Consider the following 15,350-nt stretch of genomic DNA (forward strand, 5'->3'; position numbering starts at 1 on the left):
ATCCGCCCGCGTCCGAGCCAATCGGATCCGGACGTCGTGGTGAGCAGTTGGTGGCCACCGCCTGAGTCGGTGGCCATCGGCGCAGTTCCAACTCCCGATTCGGCCACCAACTCCGCACTCAGCCACCAACCCGTCCAGGTCAGTGGCGGGAGAGATCCGCATCTTCCGGCTTCACCTTGGGTGCCTTGGTGGCCAGCTTGTGCCCCCACCAGAGAGCCAGGAACAACGGCAGGCCCAGGTAGGAGGACAGCAGTCCCTTCATGTCGGGCGTCGAGGTCAGCCAGGCCTCGTAGTTCTGACCGATGATGACGAGCACACACATGCCGAGGGCGAGCACCGGGCCGAGCGGGAACCACAGCGCCTTGAACGGCAGGTCGTTCACGTCGCCACCCTGGGCCACGTACGCACGGCGGAACTTGTAGTGGCTCCAGGCGATTCCGCACCAGGTGATGAAGCCCGCGAGTCCGGACGCGTTCACCAGCCAGGTGTAGGCGACGCCGTCACCGGCGAGACTGGTGATGAAACAGAGTCCACCGATCGCCGTGGTCGCGAGCAGAGCCGGCATCGGGATGCCCCGCTTGTTGAGCCGACCGAAGATTGCCGGTGCTTTGCCGTCGCGCGCCAGGCCGAACAGCATGCGGCTGGAGACGTAGAGACCGGAGTTACCGGCGGACAGGATCGCGGTGAGGATTACCGCGTTCATCACGGCGGCCGCGAACGCGATGCCGGCCTGGTCGAAGACGAGCGTGAACGGGGCGATGGTGATGTCCTCGTTCTCCGACGCCGACAGCAGTCGCTTGTCGGTGTAGGGAATGAGGAAGCCGATGATCGCGATCGCACCGATGTAGAACAGCAGGATCCGCCAGAACACCGCGCGGATCGCCTTCGGGATCGTCTTCTCGGGGTTCTCCGCCTCACCGGAGGCGACAGCCACCATCTCGGTGCCCTGGAACGAGAAGCCGGCGATCATGAAGATCGCGAGGATGCCGCCGATACCGCCGACGAAAGGCGCCTCACCACGCGTCCAGTTGGAGAATCCGGGCGAGTCGCCACCCATGACACCGAGGATCATCAGCAGGCCGATACCGAGGAACACGATCACAGTGATGACCTTGATCGCGGAGAAGATGAACTCGCTCTCGCCGAACGCCTTCACGTGAAAAGCGTTGAGTCCGAACAGAATCGCCAAGAAGACGGCCGACCACACCCACGAGGGCACGTCCGGCAGCCAGTACTTCATCACCAGTGCGGCGGCGACGAGTTCGGCCGCGACGGTGATCGCCCAGTTGAACCAGTAGTTCCAGCCCTGCGCGAAGCCGAAGGACGGCGAGACGAAGCGGGTGCCGTACGCTTGGAACGAGTCGGCCACCGGCAGGAAGGTCGACATCTCCCCCAGACTCTGCATCAGCATGAAGACCATGAGTCCGATGAGGGCGTACGCCAGCAGCGCGCCACCCGGGCCGGCTTCGCTGATCGTGCCACCGGACGCGAGAAACAGACCGGTGCCGATCGCACCGCCGATGGCGATCATGTTCAGGTGACGCGCCTTGAGTCCGCGATGCAGGTCGTCGGTGTGACCGTGCTTGCTTTCCTGCTCGTTGACGGCCGTGGTCTTGTCTGACAAGAGCGGAGCCTCTCGGTTGTGGTGGCCCGCAGCACGGTATCGGATCGAGGCGGCCGACGGGCCTGCACGACCACCAGGCGTCCGCGTACGCTCGGTGCCGATCACGACTGCCCCGACCCGAAGGAGCCCGCCATGGCCGACTCATCGTTCGACATCGTCAGCAAGGTCGACAAGCAGGAGGTCAGCAACGCTCTGACCCAGGCCGCCAAGGAGATCTCGACGCGGTACGACTTCAAGAACGTCGACGCCAAACTCGAGTGGTCGGGCGAGAAGATCCTGATCGAGGCGAACGCGACCGAGCGCTGCCTGGCCGTGCTCGACGTGTTTCAGACCAAGCTGGTCAAGCGGGGCGTGTCACTGAAGTCGATCGAGCTCAGCAACGACGGCGAGCCGAAGCTGTTCGGCAAGATCTACCGACTCGAGGGCACTCTCAAGGAGGGCCTGTCGCAGGAGAACGCGAAGAAGATCAGCAAGATCATCCGTGACGAAGGCCCGAAGTCGGTCAAGGCACGCATCGAGGGCGACGAACTCAAGGTCAGCAGCAAGTCACGCGATGACCTGCAGGAAGTGCAGCGCCTGCTCAAGGCGTCCGACCTGGACGTCGCGCTGCAATACACGAACTACCGCTGACTCAGCGAGGAGACAGTTGCTCCGCGAGAAGGGAAAGTCTCCTTCTCGCGGAGCAAAACCCTCCTTGTTTCTGCGCTGACTTCGGTCAGGACGAACTGACCATCCGCAGTGCGATGTCGGCGAAATGGTCGGCGATGCGCTCCGGCGTCCACCGCGCGTCCGCCTCGTACCAACGCGCGACGTCCACGCACATCCCGCTGATCGCGTTGGCGGTCATACCCACCTGGTCGATGCTGAACACACCGGCGTCGACTCCGTCCTGGACGGTGCGGCGCAGACTGTGCTGGATGCGTCCGCGCAGACGCTCGATGACCTCGCGGTGCTCGGGCGTGAGTGCTTCGAGTTCGTAGTTCACGACGCGGGCCGTCTCGTGATCGATCGCGTGGGTGAGGACGAGTTCGTGGACGATCGCGCGCAGCCGCGTCCGGGCGTCGCCGTCGGCACCCGCTGCCGCCTCCACACGATCGGTGATCCGTTCGTGCCCGGCCCGACTGATCTCGAACAGCATCGCCTCTTTGCTGCGGTGGTGTACGTAGACGCCGGCCGGCGACAAGCCGGCGGCGGACGCGATGTCACGCGTTGTCGTCCCGTGAAATCCCTTGCGGGCAAAAGAGATCCGAGCAGCATCGAGTAACCGGTCACGCGTTGTCGTCGTGTCGACAGTCATCCGCTGCAGCTCCTTGTCGCCGGCCAAACCCTACGCGCTCGCCGCACAGGGTGCGCCCCACTCATTGACGAGGATTCACCGGAATGAGACGCTAAGCAAGCGCTTAGTCAGCGCTCCCGAGCCGCCTGTGTATAAGGAAGTACGCCATGCCCCGCAACGTCTACACCGAGGACCACGAGGCCTTCCGCGCCTCCGTCCGCGAATTCGTCGACCGCACCCTCAAGCCGCGTGCCGAGGAGATGCTCGAGCAGAAGGTGATTCCACGGGACATCTGGAAGGAAGCCGGCCGCCAGGGCCTGCTCGGCCTCGACATCCCCGAGGAGTTCGGCGGGGCCGGCGCGGACGACTACCGATTCAATGCGGTCGCCGCCGAGGAGATCGCCGCCTTCAATGCCGCCGTCTCCAGCTGCTTCGGCATCCACTCCGATGTCTGCCCGCCCTACCTGGTCGACCTGGGCACGCAGGAGCAGAAGCAGAAGTGGTTGCCGGCAATGGCTGCCGGCGACCTGATCTGCGCGATCGGCATGACCGAGCCCTCCGGCGGTTCCGACCTTGCCGCACTGAAGACCACCGGTGTTCGCGACGGCAACGACTGGATCATCAACGGCTCCAAGACCTTCATCACCAACGGCCACCAGTGCGACATCGCGATCGTCGCCGTCCGCACCGACCCGAGCAGGGGTTCGAAGGGCATCACGCTGTTCATGCTCGAGGCCGACATGCCCGGCTTCACCAAGGGCAACAAGCTGGACAAGGTCGGCCAGGTCGAGTCCGACACGTCCGAGCTGTTCTTCGAGAACGTCCGCGTGCCCGACGCCAACCGCATCGGCGAGGAGGGCATGGGCTTCATCTCGATGATGCAGCGCCTGCCGCAGGAACGCGTCGGAGCTGCCGTGTCGAACACCGCGCACGCCAAGCAGATTCTGCTGGAGACGATCGAGTACACCAAGGAGCGCAAGGCGTTCGGACAGTCGATCGGTTCCTTCCAGCACAACAAGTTCAAGATCGCCGAGCTGGTCACCCAGATCGAGGTGACCGAGGCGTACGTCGACGACTGCATCGCCGCCCATGCGGAGGGCAAGCTGACCCCGATCGACGCGGCGAAGGCCAAGTGGTTCTCCGCCGAGGTGCAGAACAAGGTGCTGGACGAGTGCGTCCAGTTGCACGGTGGATACGGCTTCATGAACGAGTACCGCGTGGCCCGCGCCTGGCGCGACGCCCGCGTGACGAAGATCTGGGCCGGCTCGAACGAGATCATGAAGGAGCTCATCGGGCGCGACCTCGGCCTCTGAGCGCCAGCCGGAGCGGAGCGTGACCCAAGATGCTGGACAGCGTCTCTGAGGAGCGAGCCCACCATTACGAAGGTGGCCACCCGATGGGGTGGCCACCTTCGTTTGCTACCACCGAGCAAACGCGGACCGGCACACCCGCAGAGGTCGACGACAGCGACAAGACCAACCTCGTCGTCATGCAGCTGCTTTTCCGGGGTCTGCTCGGCCTCACCGGCCTGCTCGGCCTGTGCCGCGAACCGTCTCGGTTCGCGGCACCTTTCGTCTTTGTCACGCCCCGATGAGAGACACTGATCACATGTTTTCGGCTCCACCCAGGAGCGCATCCGACGAAGGGAACAGCAGTGACTGAAGCACGCACCGCGATCGTGACCGGAGCAGCCCGAGGAATCGGCGCAGCCGTGGCCGAGCGCCTGGCCTCGGACGGCTTCAAGGTCGCCGTGGTCGACCTCGACGAGGCCGCCTGCCAGAACGTCGTCGACAAGATCAAGGAATCGGGCGGCGAGGCCCTCGCCGTCGGTTGCGATGTCTCGAACGAGGAGGCCGTCAACGCCGCCGTCGAGCGCATCGCGTCCGAACTCGGTGCGCCGACCGGGCTGATCAACAACGCCGGCGTGCTGCGCGACAACCTGCTGTTCAAGATGAGCGCGGACGACTGGGACACCGTCATGAACGTGCACCTTCGCGGCAGCTTCCTGATGACCCGCGCGACCCAGAAGTACATGACCGAGGCGAAGTTCGGACGCGTGGTGAACCTCTCGTCGACCTCGGCACTGGGCAACCGCGGCCAGGCCAACTACGCCGCGGCCAAGGCCGGTCTTCAGGGCTTCACCAAGACGCTCGCGATCGAACTCGGCAAGTTCGGCATCACCGCCAACGCCATCGCCCCGGGATTCATCGTGACCGATATGACCGCGGCCACGGCCGAGCGCGTCGGCATGGACTTCGATGAGTTCCAGAAGGCCGCGGCCACCCAGATCCCGGTGGCGCGCGTGGGCCGTCCGGACGACATCGCTGCTGCGGCATCGTTCTTCTGCCGTGAGGACGCGGGCTTCGTCAGCGGCCAGGTACTGTACGTCGCCGGTGGACCGAAGGACTGAATCATGCGTGTTTTCAACGGAATCGAAGACCTCCAGGCCGCTGTGGGCGAACACCTCGGCTACAGCGAGTGGCATGAAGTCACCCAAGACGCGGTCAACCAGTTCGCTGAGGCCACCGGTGACCACCAGTGGATCCACGTCGACGTCGAGAAGGCGAAGTCGGGACCGTTCGGTGGCACCATCGTCCACGGGTACATGACGCTGTCGCTGTTGCCGATGCTCTCGTGGGAGGTCTACACGGTCGAAGGCGTGAAGATGGGCGTCAACTACGGCTCGAACAAGGTGCGCTTCCCCAACCCCGTTCCGGTGGGTTCGAAGGTGCGCGGCGGCTTCGAGATCGTGTCGGTCGAACCGTCGTCCCTGGGCTTCACCGTGACGACCAAGTGCGTCATCGAGATCGAGGGCCAGGACAAGCCGGCCTGCGTCGCGGAGACGCTGTCGGTGATCGTTCCCTGACGTTCGCCGAACACGACGGCGGTCCCGCTTCGGCGGGGCCGCCGTTCGTCCTTCAGGCGAGCAGCGTCTGCTGCGCCAGCGAGCGCATCTCCCCGGCGATCCGCCGGGTGAACGGCTCCCCCGGCTGCCAGTGAGCCATCGCGCAGTAGTGCACGGTGCGTCCGTTCGAGGTGATCGAGCCGAGGTCCACCCGCACTCCGTCGTCCGAACCCGTCTTGTTCAGCAGACCGGGTTCGTCGTCGATGTGGGCGAGCGGATCGAGCGCGAGCACACCGGCCGAAAGACTGAGGTCGACGTTCAGCTTCATCCAGTCACGCACCCTCGCCGACACCACACCGTGGTGCACCAACCCCATGAACCGGACCAGCGACGCAGCCGAGCCGAGGGCGAAGGTCGGCGCCGTGTCCGGCCCACGCTCGTCACGGATGAAGTCGAGCAGTTCGTACGGGGTGACGTCGAGGCCGGTGGCGAACTCACGCACCCGGTCGAGCCCCGCCCGCTCCAGCAGGACGTTCGTGGCGAGGTTGTCGCTGACCACCGCGACCAGTCGGCAACAGTCCAGTACCGACAGGGCGGCAGCATCGAGGTGCTGCCACAAGCCTGAGTCCTCCACTCGCAGTACGGATTCCTTGGCGAGCAGTTCAGCCCCGTCCAACCGCTCGGCATCCAGTTCGGCGGCGACGTGCGCGAGCAGCAGCAGCTTGCCGACGGACGCGATCGGACGCACCGCATCCACGTCACCGACGCGGTGCAGTTCGCGACCGTCCGTGTCGACGACGAGCAGCGTGTGTTCGGTCCTCGACGTCATCGACCGAACCGCTGCAGCGAGGCGAGTGCCTCGTCGAGTTCGGCGGTGCCGTCGACGATGGCTCGTCGGACGTTTGCAGTCATGCGCCCGGATCGCAACGCTTCCTGCGCGGCGTCCGACGTCGCCTGCTCGGTAACCCCGACCGGGAAAGCGGCAGCCGCGATCTTCTGCGAGGCGAACTCGCCGAGGCGGTCGGCCAACTTCGGCAGCACGCGGAAGTAGCGCTCGACGTGAGGACGAACCAGTTCTGACGACGGCGCGACGAAGATGGTCTCTGCGATCGCGAGTGCCTCGTAGTTCGACAATGCGGCGTTGGACTCCAACTGGGTCCATGCCCATTCCTTCGCCTCGGGAGTCGGGCGAACAGCCTTGGCCCGCAACGCATTCTGTTCACCGGCCATCGTGCGGTCCTGCGCCGCGAACTCGTCGATCGCCGCATCGTCCGCGCGGCCGAGTTGGGCGAGACGGGTCAGTGCGGTCCACCTCACGTCCAGGTCGCCCGCGAATGCGTCGGGTAGGTCCTCTGCAGCCACCCACCGGCGCAGCAGACCCTCGTCACTCGAGGTCGCTGCCAGCAGACGACCAGGAGTGACCACGCGCTCCGCGTCGGCCGCACCCAGCGCGACGGTCGCTGCAACCGCGATGCGCTCGGTCGCCTCCTGCCTCTCTGCGTCCGGCAGGAAGTATCCGAGCCTGCGCCGCACGAGACGAGCCGTCCAGTGCCGCAACGACTCGTTCTCCTCGGTCGGGAACGACGCCTCGAACACCGCCAGCACGGTCTGTGGGTCGACGGTGGACAGGGCCATGCCGTTGAGCAGGCCGGCCCAGACGACCTGCCTCACCTGCGGGTCTTCGACCTTCGGCAGTTCGTCCGGCATCGCGGCCAGGGTGTTGTCGTCGAACACCGGGATCGTCCAGGTGAGGTCGGAGGCGTTCGGCACCAACAGCTTCGGACGCTCCAGCCCGGTCAACGGCGTCTCCTCTCCTGACGTGGCACCGAGGGTGAAAACCGGTGTGCGCCATACCTCCTTACCGCCGCAGAAACCTGCGATGTCGAGCATGTGCGGTCGGTCCGCCGGGTGCGCTTCGGGCGTCGTGCGCACCGCCTCCACCACACCGATCGGGTCACCGTCGACCACGACGGCGATCTCGTCCGTGCCGGCGGTCTCGAGCCAACCCTTGGACCACGCGTCCAGATCGACATCGGTGTGCGCGCTGATCGCGTCCAGGAAGTCGGCCAGCGTCGCGTTGCCGTAGGAGTGATCACGCAGGTAGTCGCGCACTCCCCCGACGAATGCGTCGTCACCGACATACAGCGCGAGCTGACGCAATGCAGAGCACCCCTTCGCGTAGGAGATGCCGTCGAAATTGGTGAGCGCGGAGTCGGTGTCGTCGGCAGCGTTGCCGGCGATGGGATGGGTAGACGGCGCACGGTCGGCGGCGTAGCCCCAGTTCTTGCGACTGATCCCGAAATCGACCCAGGCGTCGTCGAATTCCGTTGCTGCGGAGCATGCTCGGTGCGCCATGTACTCGGCGAACGACTCGTTGAGCCACAGATCGTCCCACCACTTCATGCTCACCAGGTCGCCGAACCACATGTGTGCCATCTCGTGCAGGATCGTGTTGCTGCGTTGCATGATCTCGGCGCGACCGACAGAACCGCGGAAGATGTACTGGTCGCGGAAGGTCACGCAGCCGGGGTTCTCCATCGCGCCGGCATTGAACTCGGGCACGAAGAACTGGTGGTACTCGCCCCACGGGTAGTCGATGCCGAAGAGGTCCTCGAAGTAGTCCAGCCCCTGCTTGGTCACATCCAGCATCTGCGGGGCATGACGACGCAGGTCCTGCCCGAGCGAGGCTCGGGCGTGCAACGCGAGCGGAATGCCGCGGTGCTCATCACGCACCGTCTCGTAGGGTCCGGCGCAGATCGTGAAGAAGTACGTCGCCAAAGGCTTGGACGTCTCGAACTCCCAGCGACCAGGGGATGTCTGCTTCGCGGCGCTGTTACCGGCGACCACCCAGTCCTGCGGCGCGGTGACCGTCAGGTCGTAGGCGGCCTTCAGGTCGGGTTGGTCGAAGCAGGGAAAGATCTGCGGTGCCGCGTCCAGGAACGACATCCCGTACACGTACGCCTTCTCGTCCGCCGGGTCGACCGCACGGTGCAGACCCTGACCGTCGCGGGTATAGGCCATGCGAGCGGTGACCGAGAGTTCGTTGGCATGCTGCAGCTGGGTGAGGGTGAGCCGGCCGTCCGAGATCGCGGATGGGTGAATATCGTTGCCGTTCAGCGTGATCGACTCGACCGACACTGCCTTGAGATCGATGAACGTGGACGCGCCTGGTTCGCTGCATGAGAAGCGGACGACGGTGCGAGACCCGAACTCGGTGTCACCGAGCGTGAGGTCGAGGTCAACGGTGTAGGAGATGCCGGCGATCAGCCGGGCGCGTTCGACCGCTTCGGTCTGCAACAGGATGGCCATACGCCCACTCTGCCAGGCGACCCGATGCTCGTTCTCAGGCCTGCCGCTGTCTCAGAGCCTCGTGCAGCACGATCGAACCGGCAACTGCTGCGTTCAACGAACTCGTGCCTCCGACCATCGGGATGCTGACCACCTGATCGCACGCCTCGCGCCAAGCGTGGCTGATGCCGCGGGTCTCGTTGCCCACGACCAGCAGTGTCGGTCCGGTGAGGTCGACCGCGCGCAGATCCTGCTCGCCGCCCTCGTCCGTGGCCAGCACTCGCCATGAATCGGACTGTCCGGCAATCCAGTTCAGAACCACGTCGGCCGAATCGAGCCGGACGGTCGGGGATGTTGAAGCACGAACCCGTGGACGCACGCACTGCCTTCGGGTCGTACGGGTCGGTGGCGTGCCCGGTGACGATCAGACCGGTCGCACCGAAGGCGTCCATAGACCGTTGCAGGGTGCCGATGTTGCCTGGTTGCGTCGGCCGGTCGAACACGACGAGCAGCGGATCGGGTGCGCGGAGTCGGTCGAGATCGTCCGGCGGCATTGCGACCACCGCGACGAGTTCCGGTGCGGTGTCGGCACGGTCGCCAAGTTCGCGCACCATGTCGGCGGGCATCTCGACCCGCTGACAGGACGCCTCGTCCCACACCCGCGCCGCCCACTTCGATCGGTGCCCGTCGTTCGGGCGGATGAGCGCGAGCAGCTCCCAGCCGCCATCGATCGCGAGCGTGATCGGCCGCACCCCATGTACCAGGAACTGGGCCTGACGATGCCGCTTGGTGCGGTTGGTCAGCAACGCCTGCCACTGCTGGAAGGTCGCATTTCGGGTGTGGATCCGGGTCGGCGCGCTCACCCGGTCACGGTATCCACAACCGCTGTGGACGCACGGACGCCGCCGTGGTCGAGCCACGACGGCGTCCGTTTTCGACGTCCTCGGGAAGCGGTCGCTGTTACGACCGGTTCCCTGGACTACGGGCGTAGTCAGCTCAGGCGACGTCCGAGCACCCAGGCTCCGGCGAGGAGCATCGCGAACAGCGCACCGGCACCGGCGAACAGACCGCCGTTGCTCGATGACGATCCGCCGCTCTGGTCACCGTCGGTCACGACGGGCGGGCCGGTCACGGTGCTGGTCGGCGTGCTGGTCGGCGTGCTGGTCGGGGTGCCGGTGGGCGAAGCCGTCGGCGACTCGGTGCCGGTGGGCGAAGCCGTCGGCGACTCGGTGCCGGTGGGCGAAGCCGTCGGGGTCGACGTCGGGCTCGGCTGGTCCGCGGCCACCACGGTGACCGGCATGGTGACGGTCGTGCCGGTCTGCGCGGCCTTGACGAAGAGCTGCTGTGCTCCGGTCATCGCGTCGGCCGGGATCTTGACAGTGATCGTCGCGGTCTCGTTACGCGTGGGGAACGGGGGCGCCGTGGTCAGCACCTTCTGCACCGGGAAAGTGCCGAGCGACTGGGTGCCCAGGAAGACCTCGACCTCGGTCGTGGTCGGGGCACCCGCGCTGGTCATGTCGAGCCCGGACACCGTGAACGTGACCTCTTCACCCTGGGTGACCGCCTTCGGCTGGTTTTCGACGGCCACACCGTTCTTGGCGAACGAGGGGCTTGCGGGGTTGTGGTCCTTGAACCATTCGACGAACAGCGACTGGTCGATCAGGCCGGAGTCCTTACGCGTCGCGTCTGCCGCCTCGAACGCGGTGAAGTTGTCACCACCGCCGACCAGGAAGGAGTTGGACGCGACCGTGTAGGTCTTGCCCATGTCGAGGGGCTGCCCGTCGACAGTGACCGAGGTGATCCGCGAACCGGCGGCCGCGCTCGGGTCGTAGGTGTAGGTGGCGTTCTTGCTCAGTCCGAGCTTGAGGAACGCACGCGAACTGCCCTCGGGCTGCCACTGCTGCTCCAGCACCTGCTTGAACTGCGCGCCGGTGACCTCGATGGTCTGCACCGTGTTGTTGAACGGCATGATCGCCGCGACATCGGCATAGGTGACCGTGCCGTCGGTGCCGTACTTCAGGTCGGCACGCACGCCGCCGGGGTTCATCACACCGATCTCGACACCGCCGGGGCGACCCGGCTTGTTGATCGAGTCGACGTACGACTGGGCAATGAGGTTCGACAGGGTCGACTCGCGCAAGCGGTCGTCGCGGCTGCCGTCCGGCTTGAGGGCCGTGGTGATGTCGGCGGTGATCTTGCCGACCGGCTGCTTGCCGATGACATCGGCGCGCGCATTGGCGTTGTCGACGATCGTGGCGGCGGACCGGTAACGAGCGTCGGCCTCACAGGCCGCAGTGGGCGCGGTGACCTCGCGGTTGGTCACGGAGTACTGGGTGACCTTCTTGGTGGTCGGGTCAAAACCGAGTTGCAGCACACCGAGGTGGGAGGCGTAGTAGTCGGTCTGGATGACCGGGCGCGTGCCGCCACCGGGAGCGGGTGCGTCCCAGGCGTAGATCTGGTGGGTGTGACCGGTGAAGATCGCGTCCACGCTCGCAGCGGTCCCGTTCACGATCTTGGCGAAGATTCCACCCCGCGCAGTCTGCGAGGCGAGGGTGGCGTCCCCGCCCCCGGCGGCGCCCTCGTGGTACTCGGCGACGACGACGTCCGCCTCACCGTTGGAGGCGTCACCGTCCTTGAGCTGTGCTGCGGTGCGGTTCACGGCAGCGACCGGGTCGCCGAAGGTGAGACCGCTGATGCCGTCGCCGGCGACCAGCGACGGGACGTCGGAGGTGACCGCGCCGACGACGCCCACCTTCACGCCGTTCACATCGATCACCTTGTACGCCGGCAGCGCCGGGGTGGTGGTGCCCGCGCGGTAGACGTTCGCTCCGAGGTAGGTCCAGTTCGCACGCGCCTGGACGCGTCCGGTGAGGTCGGCGAAGCCCTTGTCGAACTCGTGGTTTCCGACGGCCGACGCCTTCAGGTCGAGCGCGTTCAGGTAGTCGATCGCCGGCACGTCGTTCTGCGAAGCGGACGCGAACGGCGTACCGCCGACGTTGTCACCGGCCGACAGGAACGTCGCCCCGAGTTCGTTCTGCGCTGTGGTGACGGTGCAGGCGAAGTCCTTGGTGAAGTGACCGTGGAAGTCGTTGGTGTTGAGCAGGCTGATCTTGGTGAGATTCGGGCTGATCGGGCCGTCGCCGACGTTCGTCGCGGCGAGGGCCGAGGGCGATGCGGCGAACGACGCGGCGAGCGCGACGGTCGCGGCAGCACCGAGCAGGCGGGCTGACTGCATGGAAGGAGCTCCCTGACGGTTCGGGGATGCGCCGCTGCACGGCCATCTCCAGCACGGACCGACTTCGGCTCGAGGGCCAGTCTGCACCTCACCGCCCGCCACGTCGACTGTTGTGACACAGCGTTATACGAACGTCCTTCGAGAGTTCACCCCGAACGTGCGACTCACAGACCTCGCTGCGCCATCGCCTGCAGTCGGGCGATGCGGTCGGCGGTCGAGGGGTGGGTCGACATCAGTCGGGACACGTCCTGCGCCCGGAACGGGTTCGCGATCATCATGTGGCTGGCGTTGACGACCTTCGGGGTCGGGGCCAACGGGGCGCGGGCAACTCCGTGTTCCAGCTTCGCGAGCGCGGACGCAAGCGCGAGCGGGTCGCCGGTGAGTCGGGAGCCGTCCTCGTCCGCGTCGTACTCGCGAGTGCGGCTGATCGAGAACTGGATGATCATCGCCGCGAACGGCGCGAGGAAGGCCATCAGCAGCATCGCGATGGGGTTCGGACGGTTCTCGTCGCTGCCACCCAGCGCGCCCGCGAACATCATCATCTGTGCCACGGAGGTGACGATTCCGGCGAGCGCCGCCGCGATGGACGAGGTCAGGATGTCGCGGTTGTAGACGTGCATCAGTTCATGCCCGAGCACCGCTCGCAGTTCGCGCTCGTCCAGCAGTTCCAGGATGCCCTCGGTGCAGCAGACCGCTGCATTCTTGGGGTTGCGGCCGGTCGCGAACGCGTTCGGTGCCTGCGTGGGAGAGATGTACAACCGCGGCATCGGCTTGCCTGCGGCGTTGGAGAGTTCGCGGACGATGCGGTACATCTGCGGCGCCTGGATCTCGCTCACCGGGTAGGCCTGCATCGCGCGCAGGGCCAGCTTGTCGCTGTTCCAGTAGCCGTAGAACGTCGTCGCCACGCCGATCAGCGCGAACACCCAGATGAACTTGCCGCCACCGATGAGCGATCCGACACCCAGCAGCAGCGCCCAGATGGCGCCGAAGAGCAGGGCCGTCTTCAGGCCGTTGTAATGCTTGTGCACATCTGGATGAACGTCGCGGACGGTTCGCGTGTTCCATACCGCGTTCACCGTCGTAGGTTTGTGCTCATGCCCAAGCCGTTGGCCGAACTCGTCCACCCCAGCTGGGTGCCCAGCCTCACCCCGGCGGCGGACGCGCTGACTGCGTGCGGGGAGTTCCTGCGTGCCGAACTCGCCGCCGGCCGCGGATACCTTCCGGCGTCGGAGAACGTGCTGCGTGCTTTCTCCGGGCCGATGGACGAGGTGCGCGTACTGATCGTCGGCCAGGACCCGTATCCGACCCCCGGGCACGCCGTCGGCTTGTCGTTCTCGGTGGCGCCGGACGTCCACCCGATCCCGCGCAGCCTGATGAACATCTACACCGAGCTGGGGTCCGATCTCGGGGTGCCCAGGCCCTCGACCGGTGACCTGTCGCCGTGGAGCGAGCGCGGGGTGCTGCTGCTCAACCGGGTGCTGACCGTGCGACCGGGCACGCCCGCGAGTCACCGCGGCAAGGGTTGGGAGACCGTGACCGCCGCCGCGATCAGCGGACTGGTGGAGCGCGGCGGACCGCTGGTCGCGATCCTGTGGGGCCGCGACGCCCGCAACCTCGCACCGCATCTGGGTGAGGTGCCGTACGTCGAGAGCGCCCACCCGTCCCCGCTGTCGGCCCGATCGGGATTCTTCGGGTCGAAACCGTTCAGCCGGTGCAACGAGCTGCTGCAGCGCCAGGGCGCCGAACCGATCGATTGGAGTCTCCCGTGAGTTGGCAGCGCTACGTCGCGATCGGCGACAGCTTCACCGAGGGCATGGTCGATGAGCACCCGGACGACCCCGGCGCCTACGTCGGTTGGGCCGATCGGCTCGCCGCGCAGTTGGCATCCGATGCCCGCCCCAAGGGGCGACCGTTCGGGTACGCCAACCTCGCCGTGCGTGGCCGGTTGCTCGCCGACGTCGCGGGTCCGCAGTTGGAGGCGGCGCTTGCACTCGAACCCGACCTCGTGTCGATCGTGGGCGGTGGCAACGACATCCTGCGTCCGAAGGCCGACCTCGACCGCATCGCCGACGAACTCGAAGCAGCCGTCGAACGCATCCGATCGACCGGAGCCGACGTCCTGATGTGCACGATGGCCAATCCGAAGGGCGCGGCGGTGCTGCGCCGTCTGGCCGGACGCATGGGATCGCACAACGCGAACATCTGGGGCATCGCACAACGACAGGGCGCGTACGTGATCGACCAGTGGGGGCTTCGTTCCCTACGCGACGCCCGCATGTGGGGCATCGACCGCATCCACCTGTCCAGCCTGGGCCACGAACGCATTGCCGCACAGGCGTATTGGGCACTCGGCCAACACACCGGTGAACGTGACTGGGCGGTCCCGCTCGACCCCGCTCCCCCACTCGGCCGTCGCGAGTCGATCGCGGGTCACGCCGCCTGGGCCAAGGAGTACGCGGCGCCATGGGTGCAGCGGCGCCTGCAGGGGCGCAGCTCCGGCGACGAGGTTCAGCCCAAACGCCCGACGATCACGCCGCTCGACTGAGTCCCCGGCGGGGACCTTGGTCCCTGGGTCGACCGGCGAAGCAGGCGTACCGTCGAGAGCACGATGTGTACGTATTGCGGGTGTGAGTCGATCACGATCATCGGCCGGTTCATGGATGAACATGTGGCCATCATCAACGCGAACGGCGAGTTGCGCCGGGCCGTCGAAGCCGCCGACCGCCACGGCATCGAGCGCTCGGCCGACCTGCTCGCCGGACTGCTGTTCCCGCACACCGAAGCCGAGGAGGCCGGCGTCTTCACCGTGCTGGCCCGCGACGAGGACTTCACCGAGCACATCGAGCACCTGTGTGCCGAACACGACAGCCTGGACGCGCAACTCAAGCGCATCCGCGCCGGCGCCCACGACGAGATGCACGCGTTCGAGATCGCTCTGCGAGAACACATCAATCGGGAGGAGAACGGTCTCTTCCCGGCCGCGGCGATCGCGTTCGCCGGCCCGGAGTGGGACGAGGTCGACGCGCTGACGCCGCCGGCCGCGGTGTGACGAGATGACGTCACGGTCTGTCACATCAGGACG

The 15,350-nt window shown here is 66.4% G+C and carries 15 protein-coding genes and 1 pseudogene; 8 read left to right on the top strand and 8 right to left on the bottom strand.

Annotated features, from left to right (window positions below; translation table 11 throughout):
- Positions 1-139: 139 nt before the first annotated feature.
- Positions 140-1,624 (bottom strand): amino acid permease, encoded by a 1,485-nt coding sequence (locus tag FB459_RS16210; protein WP_275578163.1) that lies wholly within the window; start codon positions 1,622-1,624, stop codon positions 140-142.
- 132 nt (positions 1,625-1,756) lie between these two features.
- Between FB459_RS16210 and FB459_RS16215 the strand changes: the two genes are divergently transcribed.
- Positions 1,757-2,254, top strand: a complete 498-nt coding sequence (locus FB459_RS16215) for a YajQ family cyclic di-GMP-binding protein (RefSeq protein ID WP_129624555.1) — start codon at positions 1,757-1,759, stop codon at positions 2,252-2,254.
- A gap of 85 nt (positions 2,255-2,339) precedes the next feature.
- Here FB459_RS16215 and FB459_RS16220 read toward each other — a convergent pair whose 3' ends face one another.
- Positions 2,340-2,921 carry a TetR/AcrR family transcriptional regulator gene (locus FB459_RS16220; protein ID WP_129624556.1) on the bottom strand — a complete coding sequence of 194 codons (582 nt, stop codon included), beginning with the start codon at positions 2,919-2,921 and terminating at the stop codon, positions 2,340-2,342.
- Between the two features lie 146 nt (positions 2,922-3,067).
- On the opposite strand from FB459_RS16220, the gene FB459_RS16225 reads away from it, so the two are divergent.
- The 4 genes from FB459_RS16225 to FB459_RS16240 all read left to right on the top strand — a co-directional run bounded on the left by FB459_RS16225 (position 3,068) and on the right by FB459_RS16240 (position 5,766).
- Complete coding sequence (locus FB459_RS16225) at positions 3,068-4,213, top strand: acyl-CoA dehydrogenase family protein (protein WP_141929225.1); 1,146 nt, start codon at positions 3,068-3,070, stop codon at positions 4,211-4,213.
- 83 nt (positions 4,214-4,296) lie between these two features.
- On the top strand, positions 4,297-4,494 hold the full coding sequence (locus tag FB459_RS16230; RefSeq protein WP_141929226.1) for a hypothetical protein: 198 nt from the start codon (positions 4,297-4,299) through the stop codon (positions 4,492-4,494).
- A 60-nt stretch (positions 4,495-4,554) separates the two neighbouring features.
- Positions 4,555-5,310 carry a 3-oxoacyl-ACP reductase FabG gene (gene fabG / locus FB459_RS16235; protein WP_211345217.1) on the top strand — a complete coding sequence of 252 codons (756 nt, stop codon included), beginning with the start codon at positions 4,555-4,557 and terminating at the stop codon, positions 5,308-5,310.
- A 3-nt stretch (positions 5,311-5,313) separates the two neighbouring features.
- Entirely contained in the window at positions 5,314-5,766 is a 453-nt protein-coding gene (locus FB459_RS16240; RefSeq protein ID WP_129624559.1) for a MaoC family dehydratase, read from the top strand.
- Positions 5,767-5,818: 52 nt separating this feature from the next.
- Here FB459_RS16240 and FB459_RS16245 read toward each other — a convergent pair whose 3' ends face one another.
- The 6 genes and pseudogenes from FB459_RS16245 to htpX form a co-directional block, all read right to left on the bottom strand.
- Positions 5,819-6,574, bottom strand: a complete 756-nt coding sequence (locus tag FB459_RS16245; RefSeq protein WP_141929228.1) for a serine hydrolase — start codon at positions 6,572-6,574, stop codon at positions 5,819-5,821.
- Positions 6,571-9,054 carry an aminopeptidase N gene (gene pepN / locus FB459_RS16250; RefSeq protein ID WP_141929229.1) on the bottom strand — a complete coding sequence of 828 codons (2,484 nt, stop codon included), beginning with the start codon at positions 9,052-9,054 and terminating at the stop codon, positions 6,571-6,573. The genes FB459_RS16245 and pepN overlap by 4 nt, the downstream gene beginning before the upstream one ends.
- Positions 9,055-9,088: 34 nt before the next feature.
- Positions 9,089-9,355 (bottom strand): TrmH family RNA methyltransferase, encoded by a 267-nt coding sequence (locus tag FB459_RS17960; protein ID WP_281279579.1) that lies wholly within the window; start codon positions 9,353-9,355, stop codon positions 9,089-9,091.
- 85 nt (positions 9,356-9,440) lie between these two features.
- Positions 9,441-9,953, bottom strand: a pseudogene (locus FB459_RS18290) (TrmH family RNA methyltransferase); the annotation flags it as partial.
- Positions 9,954-10,024: 71 nt separating this feature from the next.
- The gene (locus tag FB459_RS16260) at positions 10,025-12,268 is read right to left on the bottom strand and encodes a bifunctional metallophosphatase/5'-nucleotidase (RefSeq protein WP_141929230.1); all 2,244 of its coding nucleotides are present in this window, start codon (positions 12,266-12,268) and stop codon (positions 10,025-10,027) included.
- A 164-nt stretch (positions 12,269-12,432) separates the two neighbouring features.
- On the bottom strand, positions 12,433-13,296 hold the full coding sequence (gene htpX / locus FB459_RS16265) for a zinc metalloprotease HtpX (protein ID WP_141929231.1): 864 nt from the start codon (positions 13,294-13,296) through the stop codon (positions 12,433-12,435).
- A 66-nt stretch (positions 13,297-13,362) separates the two neighbouring features.
- Between htpX and FB459_RS16270 the strand changes: the two genes are divergently transcribed.
- From FB459_RS16270 to FB459_RS16280, 3 genes are all read left to right on the top strand, one after another.
- Positions 13,363-14,037 carry a uracil-DNA glycosylase gene (locus tag FB459_RS16270; protein WP_129624564.1) on the top strand — a complete coding sequence of 225 codons (675 nt, stop codon included), beginning with the start codon at positions 13,363-13,365 and terminating at the stop codon, positions 14,035-14,037.
- Positions 14,034-14,813 carry an SGNH/GDSL hydrolase family protein gene (locus tag FB459_RS16275; protein ID WP_246092499.1) on the top strand — a complete coding sequence of 260 codons (780 nt, stop codon included), beginning with the start codon at positions 14,034-14,036 and terminating at the stop codon, positions 14,811-14,813. Before FB459_RS16270 ends, FB459_RS16275 begins: the two co-directional genes overlap by 4 nt.
- Before the next feature lie 63 nt (positions 14,814-14,876).
- Positions 14,877-15,317 (top strand): hemerythrin domain-containing protein, encoded by a 441-nt coding sequence (locus FB459_RS16280; RefSeq protein WP_129624565.1) that lies wholly within the window; start codon positions 14,877-14,879, stop codon positions 15,315-15,317.
- Positions 15,318-15,350: the final 33 nt, after the last annotated feature.

The sequence above is a fragment of the Yimella lutea genome, assembly GCF_006715095.1.
GTDB lineage: Bacteria > Actinomycetota > Actinomycetes > Actinomycetales > Dermatophilaceae > Yimella > Yimella lutea.

What these genes read in the sequence shown, in the direction of transcription:
- FB459_RS16215 (WP_129624555.1), top strand. Translation starts at nt 1,757, where the DNA reads ATGGCCGACTCATCGTTCGACATCGTCAGCAAGGTCGACAAGCAGGAG.
- FB459_RS16220 (WP_129624556.1), bottom strand. Translation starts at nt 2,921, where the DNA reads ATGACTGTCGACACGACGACAACGCGTGACCGGTTACTCGATGCTGCT.
- FB459_RS16225 (WP_141929225.1), top strand. Translation starts at nt 3,068, where the DNA reads ATGCCCCGCAACGTCTACACCGAGGACCACGAGGCCTTCCGCGCCTCC.
- FB459_RS16230 (WP_141929226.1), top strand. Translation starts at nt 4,297, where the DNA reads ATGGGGTGGCCACCTTCGTTTGCTACCACCGAGCAAACGCGGACCGGC.
- FB459_RS16240 (WP_129624559.1), top strand. Translation starts at nt 5,314, where the DNA reads ATGCGTGTTTTCAACGGAATCGAAGACCTCCAGGCCGCTGTGGGCGAA.
- FB459_RS16245 (WP_141929228.1), bottom strand. Translation starts at nt 6,574, where the DNA reads ATGACGTCGAGGACCGAACACACGCTGCTCGTCGTCGACACGGACGGT.
- pepN (WP_141929229.1), bottom strand. Translation starts at nt 9,054, where the DNA reads ATGGCCATCCTGTTGCAGACCGAAGCGGTCGAACGCGCCCGGCTGATC.
- FB459_RS16260 (WP_141929230.1), bottom strand. Translation starts at nt 12,268, where the DNA reads ATGCAGTCAGCCCGCCTGCTCGGTGCTGCCGCGACCGTCGCGCTCGCC.
- FB459_RS16270 (WP_129624564.1), top strand. Translation starts at nt 13,363, where the DNA reads ATGCCCAAGCCGTTGGCCGAACTCGTCCACCCCAGCTGGGTGCCCAGC.
- FB459_RS16280 (WP_129624565.1), top strand. Translation starts at nt 14,877, where the DNA reads ATGTGTACGTATTGCGGGTGTGAGTCGATCACGATCATCGGCCGGTTC.